The following is a 6204-nucleotide window of genomic DNA, read 5'->3' on the forward strand; positions in this document are numbered from 1 at the left end:
CCGCGGGCGCTCGACTCCCAAGGAACGCCGCGTCGTGTGTTCGGTCGGAATCGTCTTTCAACCAAAGAAAAACACCGCGGACCACACAACGCGAGTGACGGGGGAGTCGTGCGGCTGCGGATCACACGAAGGGCCACAAGAGATCAAGCCGGCGACCGCATCGAAACGCTGACAACCTGCGGACAGAGGATTCAAGAAGCTGGCGTCAGCCTTCCGGCACGGAGTCTCACGCAACGCCGCCCCACCATCACCGCAGATCAACTGTCGCAGCGGAAAGCAATTCGATTAAGTTCAACGTCGGTGAGCACCGGGGACGAACGGATAATTCACCATCAGGAAAAATATACTTGAGCCCTCCGGTGCGCCACAGGGTTCGTCATCAATTGTAGCGGCTGAGGCGACAGCATTGGCCAATCATCGCTTGGGTGCACTCTGACCCGTGAAATGGATTGTTCAGCCTAGATCACCAGATGACGGAAAAGGAAAGGACTCCAGCAATAAATCCAAGAAGCACTGTTCCGAATGCGATTCTTCGATCAACCCTAGCGGCGATCGGAGGAACAACAGCCCAACCTGCGGCGCCCAATAGAGAGTAAAATACTCCAACGACGACTACGGCGCCGCCCCAAACCCGTTCGTCTCCCTCCAACCCAAACGAAACGTAAAGTACAAGACCAATCAGAGCCCCGGCCAGAGTGACTGCGAAACCGATTGCAAGCCAGGCGATGAATTGCGCCGCACCGGTCGCGGCATGCTTAACAGTCTCGTGAGAATCGGTCGACAAGGTGCGGCTGCCTTCATCAATGTCGCCTTCTCCTTGAGAGCCGGACGGCAGGTCATTGGGTGGTGGAGACTGATTCATCGTCGGGGTTCGTGTTGAACTTGGTGCTGGACTCTGACTGACGAACGAATTGCGATCTATCCACGTATGCGGAAGAACGGGGATAGATCGGGCGACAGAACTTTGTCGGCCTTCACTTGGGCCGGTGATCGGACCCGATTAGAACGGATTCAGCCAGTGCGTGCCAGCGTTTTAGTCCCAGGCGAACTCCTGTTGGGTGGCGACGGCCGAGTCCGAATCGAGCTTCGACTCCTTGGCACTTTCTTCTTCACGCTTCAGGTGCCAATCCGGACACACTTGCTGCGATCGTTTCTGCCTTCTCCTAACCGTCCGCTTCCGAACTCTCTTGCACGCAGTTCATCAGCGTCGTGCTGGCAACGGCGTCTTGATCTCATTGGTGCACTTCCAATATCCGCGGGCGCTCGACTCCCAAGGATCGTCGCGTCGTGCGTTCGGTCGGATTCGTCTTTCAACCAAAGAAAAACACCGCGGACCACACAACGCGAGTGACGGGGGAGTCATGCACCTGCGGATCGCACGAAGGGCCACAAGAGATCAAGCCGGCGACCGCATCGAAACGCTGACAACCTGCGGCCAGAGGATTCAAGAAGCTGGCGTCAGCCTAACGTCAGTCGGTATTCGAGTCAGTGGCAACATTGAGTCGCCGGTTCCTGACCAGCACAGTCTGGCGTGACCATACGACTGGCAATCGTTGTAAGCCAACGGATGCCGAGCAGGATACCAATGAGCAGCCCAAGAACCAACAACCAAACTGCCGTCTGTGCAATTCGTTCCGTGACAGTGAGATCTGACCTCTTGGTCCCCTCTATCTCAATGCGATCGACCTCCAGAGTCGCCATCGACCAGACGACTGGAACGTGAGACTGCGAAGCGGTGCGGGCGCCGTCACGACCACGCGGGTGAACCTCGATGATCGCCCGGGAATTGGAGGCGTGGCTGTTGGGGGCTGAATGATCGCGTGCACGTGGCGTTCTTCCAGGAATCCGATCCTGGATTTCAGATCATCACGGCGAGATCATGTGCTCTGGAAAACTCGCACGCTTTGTTCCACTTGGGCTGCGCAGACTGGAGCCATGGTTGCGTTTGAACCCGAGCGGAATGGCAAGTCCGCCCGACTCCTGCAGACGCTCATGCAGCTCGCGCCGCATGCGATTGACGCGAGCTTGCTGGTCCGGCTTGAGAATCAGGTTGTCGGTTTCTTGGGGATCCGTCTTCAAATCGTAAAGCTCATCCGTATCCCAAATGCCGTGGTACTGGATCAATTTGTAGCGTGAATCGCGCAGCGCAAACGTCGTGGGTGTCTGCGGAAAGGCCGGCTCCCAGTAGTATTCATAAAGCAATGTGTTTCGAGAGTTGTCAGCGTTTGGATCGGACAGCAAGGGGCGAAAGCTTTGTCCGTCGATCTGGTCGGGGATCGCGACGCCGGCGAGATCGAGCAGGGTTGGGGCGACGTCGATGTTTGTGACGACCGCGTCGCACTGCGAAGCCGGTGCGATCGTCTCTGGCCAATGAGCTAGCAGCGGAATTCGGATCGATGCTTCATAGGCACAGCGTTTATCGATCAGTCCATGCTCGCCCCACAAGTGTCCGCCATCGCTGGTGAACAGGACCAGCGTGTTCCTGTCGGCTCCGATCTCTCCGAGTGTCGTCATCAACCGACCCACGCTATCGTCGATGGACAGGATCATCTCGCAGTAGTGCAAGTACATCTCGGCAAGCGTTTGACCGGAGCGTCCGTGGTAGGGGAACTCGACACCGTGCCAGCTGTTCCGCTGGTCACGCACCCACATCGGCTTGCCGGCGCCGTTCGCTTGAGAGTTTGTCATACTGGCGGGCGGTGTGAATTTCTGGTGCTTGTAACGATCTCGATGCCGTGGCGCCGGATCGTACAAGCCGTGGACTCCCTTGTGCGAAAGGTACAACAGGAACGGCGTCGCCTGGTCGCGGTCGGCCAGCCAACGCGTCGCGTACTCCGTCAGTTCGTCCGTCATGTAGTTCTGCTGCGTTTTCAGCTGACCATCAACGTTCAGCTTTTGCCCATTGGGAAAATAGCTGCCTTGCCCGCGAAAGCTGACCCAATGATCGAATCCGGGGCGCGGGGCATCGCTGGAGCCGCCCATGTGCCACTTGCCGACAAAGGCCGTGTCGTATCCAGCCTTCTGTAGAAGCTGGGCAAAGGTCACGGTCCCTTGTGGCATCAGGTCCGCGTTGCCGACGACCTTGTGGTGGTGCATGTATTGGCCGGTCAGAAACGACGCTCTCGCGGGCGAGCAAAGCGACGTCGTCACGAAGGCGCTGTCAAACCGCATTCCGCCCGCTGCAAGCGCGTCGATGTGCGGTGTCTCGACAAACGGATGGTCCATGTAGCCAAACACGTCGTATCGCAGGTCGTCAATCAGGACCACGACGATGTTGGGTCGCTCGGCAGCGTCAGCATCGCGCGTGTTCAGGACGCTGGCGGTAACGAAGAGAAGCAAAAGGCAGATTCGATCAACGTTCATTTGGAAACACCGAAGTTTTTTTCCAAAGAGCATAGCTCCCGACAATCTTCACGTCCAACGGAAGCACGACTGCACACGTCATCAAGCTCGGAGCTTATTGGGAATGGAAACCGCGTCGAACGATTCAGCACGACCACTGGCGGGCGATGCATCCTCCGCGAGTTTGGTTTCGATTGCACATCGCTCGCCCGATCGACGGTTCTGCGATGGGACGACGAGGACGCATACGATTCGCGGGTCGCACCAGCCCAACGGACTTTACAGCGGCTTCTGACTTTTTTCTTTTCGCCTGCGCAGGATCTCGTCGCGACCGGTTTAGTTTCTATCGAAGTCACAATTCCCGCACCCCGCGAATTTTGGAGTAAGAGAATGACCCACCGGCGAACCATGCGGCACTCGATCGAAGCACTCGAATCCCGAAACCTGATGGCCGGCCTGGCAACACCGCCGGTCGCCCAATTCGATGCTCCGGCCGAGATCACCGACGTCTACCAGCCCGGTCAAATGTTCACGACTGCCAGCAGCGGCAACTCGGCCGCTGGCCAGATCGATCCGGCGGGCGTTAGCTTCCGGCCGATATCCAGCCGTTCGAGTCCGCCGTGAACGCGAGCACCGACTTGCTTTTTCTCGTTCAGGGAACAAGCGAAACTACCTGATCTTGTCCCAAGATGTGCAAGCCCGGCGGGCTGACAGAGTGCTTGCCGGGCCCGTCAGGGCCCGGTTCCGATGCACCTTTGGCGCAGGCCTGGAAGGCCGACACAGTGCCCAGAGGGTCGAGGCCGCAGCATGGACTGTGTCGCCCTTTCAGGGCTGTTGCGGCAAAGTAAGTCTCCGATCCGGCGGCTCACACCGCCGGCAGACACTGTGCCTGCCCTCCGGGCATCACCCGCACGCCACGCTTGCTGCGATCGTCGCTCCCTCCTCCAAACCGTCCGCTTCTGAAGTCTCTTGCACGCAGCTCATCGGCGTCGTGGTCCAAGCCGCGTTTCGATCTCATTGGTGCACTTCAAACATCCAAAGACGCTCGCCCCCCAAGGAACCGCGCGTCGTGCGTTCGGTCGGTTTTGTCTTTCACTAAAAGAAAAACACCCTCTGACCACACGACGCGAGTGACCGGGGAGTCCTGCGCCAGTGGATCACTCGATGGGCCACGAGAGATCAAGACGACTGCTGCACCAAAACGCTGACGACCTGCGGCCAGAGGATTCAAAAAACTGGCGTCAGCCTAGCGGGCTGGAGTGACGCGTTTGCCCAACCCATCGTCACCGCGCGTCAATCGTCAAAGCGGAAAGCAATTCGATTCAACTTCAACGTCGGCGGAAACCGCTTCGGCGCGATCGACCTGAATTGAAAACAAACTTGACCCGCTGACTGTGGTGCAGTAGATGGTTCGCGCGTCCGGCCACGACGACAGCACGAACCATCGCCGCTCGTTGCCAATGTACTCGATCGGAATTGCCAAGGGAAAATCGACTTCTTTCGCTGCTCCAGTCTCTTGAGGAATTCGCGATGAAGCCTCGGAGGGCTGGCACAATACTTGCCCGCGATAAATTTGTCATCCATCAATGGTTACGCTAGACTTGATGGGGTGACGGAGCATAGTCCATCCGCCCAAGCAACATGATCATGCTCCAGCGAAACCGAGTCCGACATTCCGGCAGTTACCCGATATCAACTCATCGAGTTCGTCGCCGACTTGGAATCATCGAGCAACTGGAATCTCGACATCTCTTGGCGGGAATCGAAGTGACGACGCTGGCGGACGTCGTCGACTCCGGTGACGGTGTCACCAGTCTTCGCGAAGCGATTCTTTCCTCCGTCGCGAGTCCCAACGACGACACCATTGAGTTTGCCCCCGCTCTGACGACTGCTGGTGCCGCGACAATCGTATTGACCGAGGGCCCCTTGGTGATCAGTTCTGCGGTGACCATTATCGGACCGGGAGCCGACTTGCTGACGATCGATGCCGGTCATGGAATCGACAAACAATTCAATACTGCTGACGGACACAAGGTATTTCTGGTCGATGATGGGGATAGATCGGTTTTCACCAAGGTCACTCTCAGTGGTTTGACCATCACCGGCGGTGACACCGAAGCAGCATCGTCGGGTGGAGGAGACGCGTTTCGTTTTCGCTTCGGTGGTGGGATTCAGAATAGTGAGGACCTGACGCTGCAAGGTGTCCATCTGTTTCGCAATGCCGCCGTCGACGGTGGCGGCTTGTACAACGAGCGTGGCACCGTCCATTTGATCGACAGCACCGTATCGGGCAACGTCGCTCAACTCATTGTCGCTGCCGATGACGGCGGATTCGGGGGTGGGATCTACAGCCTGTCCAATGGCACCGTCGATGTTCGTAACAGCACGATTTCTGGAAACACCGCAACCATGTTGGGCGGCGGAATTGCGATCGTCGGAACGTTAAATGTCGAGCTCAGCACGATTACCGACAACACGGCAATTGAACGCGGGGGCGGGATCGCCGTCATACAGGGCTCTGGCGTTGTGCATCAATCGATTGTTTCCGGCAATGAATCAGATCGCGACAAGAATTTGAGCGATGGAGTTCAAATCTTGATCACGGGTGACTACAACGTGATCGGTTCCGGAGAGATGACTGGTGGTACGCACGACGTCTTGACGGACGAGCCGCTGTTGGGTCCGCTCGCCGACAACGGCGGCTCGACGCCGACACACGCCGTTCTGGCCGGCAGTCCGGCAATTGACGCCGGTGACCCCGCAATGAACGATTCCACCATCCCGTATGACCAGCGCGGGGTCGGATTTGGCCGAATCTTTGATGGCGATGAGAACGGCACATCGATCATTGATGCCGGAGCG

Annotated in this window: 4 protein-coding genes; 2 read left to right on the top strand and 2 right to left on the bottom strand. The window is 57.8% G+C overall.

What is annotated here, in order from left to right; all coding sequences use genetic code 11:
- Window positions 1-463: 463 nt before the first annotated feature.
- Window positions 464-862, bottom strand: a complete 399-nt coding sequence (locus tag ABX749_RS17805; RefSeq protein ID WP_372897147.1) for a hypothetical protein — start codon at window positions 860-862, stop codon at window positions 464-466.
- A gap of 1004 nt (window positions 863-1866) precedes the next feature.
- Window positions 1867-3339, bottom strand: a complete 1473-nt coding sequence (locus ABX749_RS17810) for a sulfatase (RefSeq protein WP_372897148.1) — start codon at window positions 3337-3339, stop codon at window positions 1867-1869.
- Between the two features lie 393 nt (window positions 3340-3732).
- Here ABX749_RS17810 and ABX749_RS17815 point away from each other — a divergent pair, with 393 nt between their 5' ends.
- Both ABX749_RS17815 and ABX749_RS17820 read left to right on the top strand, forming a co-directional pair.
- Window positions 3733-3966: a hypothetical protein gene (locus ABX749_RS17815; RefSeq protein WP_372897149.1), complete on the top strand. Its 234-nt coding sequence runs from the start codon at window positions 3733-3735 to the stop codon at window positions 3964-3966.
- Window positions 3967-4989: 1023 nt separating this feature from the next.
- Window positions 4990-6204: choice-of-anchor Q domain-containing protein (locus ABX749_RS17820; RefSeq protein ID WP_372897150.1), on the top strand; the 1215-nt coding region annotated here is incomplete at its 3' end.

It is taken from the genome of Stieleria sp., assembly GCF_041595215.1.
GTDB classification, from domain to species: Bacteria; Planctomycetota; Planctomycetia; order Pirellulales; family Pirellulaceae; genus Stieleria; species Stieleria magnilauensis.

What these genes read in the sequence shown, in the direction of transcription:
- ABX749_RS17805 (WP_372897147.1), bottom strand. Translation starts at nt 862, where the DNA reads ATGAATCAGTCTCCACCACCCAATGACCTGCCGTCCGGCTCTCAAGGA.
- ABX749_RS17815 (WP_372897149.1), top strand. Translation starts at nt 3,733, where the DNA reads ATGACCCACCGGCGAACCATGCGGCACTCGATCGAAGCACTCGAATCC.